An 862-nucleotide genomic window follows, 5' to 3' on the forward strand; every position below is an offset into this window, starting at 1 on the left:
AACCACCACGTCGGCAGCGTTTTGTTTTTGTTCCTGGGTCGCCTCGGGATATCGCTTTTCGATATTAGTAACTATGGTATCAAGCTGCTGTTGAGAGACGGTTTCGCTGGTGATGTTGATGGGAGAATTGTTGTCATTGCAGGCCGCTAATAATGGCAGCGTACATGCAAGTCCTAGCCTGTAAATATTCATGCTGAAATCCTTTGTTTTTAGTGTCTTAGTGTACCGAAATACCTAAAGCAAAAACACTGGAAAGCATGGTCAATTATAAATACAACCTGTATTTCTTGAACCGAGTGCACAATGGAATGAATGAGGTGTTTTAAATTGAAAATCAATCATCAATGTCAGGACGATTTATGTGCCTGGTCTGTCTGTTGAAGAGCACAGCGAATAGAAAACGGAAAAATTGAATCCGGTTAAAGAAAAGTGGGAAAGGTCTCTATAACAAAAATTCAGAAAGAAGTTGCTAAGAAATTAGAAAATTTTCCAAAAAGTTGGCAACAAAAATGAGTTTAAAATTCACGAAAAATCGTAACTGTTTGTTTTTGATATGTTTTTAAAGTTGGCACGGTGGTTGCAATATATTAATCATCGCAAAGAGCAGCGTTATGCTCTACTTATCTAAATGATTAAAATTTAAGGGAAAGTGATTATGCCAACTCCAGCTTATATGTCTATTCATGGTGAAACTCAGGGCCACATTACTAAAGATGCTTACACGGCAGACTCTGTTGGTAACACTTGGCAGGAAGCACACGTTGACGAATTCCTGGTTCAGGAACTGGACCATGTTCTGACTGTTCCTCGTGACCCACAAAGCGGTCAGCCAACAGGTCAGCGTGTTCACCGTCCAATTATC

At 39.8% G+C, this 862-nt stretch carries 1 protein-coding gene and 1 pseudogene; one reads left to right on the forward strand and one right to left on the reverse strand.

All coding sequences use genetic code 11. From position 1 onward, the window contains the following. A pseudogene (locus tag L6J37_RS21215) lies at nt 1-192 on the reverse strand (formylglycine-generating enzyme family protein); the annotation flags it as partial. A 463-nt stretch (nt 193-655) separates the two neighbouring features. Here L6J37_RS21215 and tssD point away from each other — a divergent pair. Further along, nucleotides 656-862 (forward strand): type VI secretion system tube protein TssD (gene tssD, locus L6J37_RS21220; RefSeq protein ID WP_237795583.1); only part of this gene is annotated, 207 nt, incomplete at its 3' end.

This window comes from Photobacterium sp. WH77 (assembly GCF_022014395.1).
GTDB classification, from domain to species: domain Bacteria; phylum Pseudomonadota; class Gammaproteobacteria; order Enterobacterales; family Vibrionaceae; genus Photobacterium; species Photobacterium arenosum.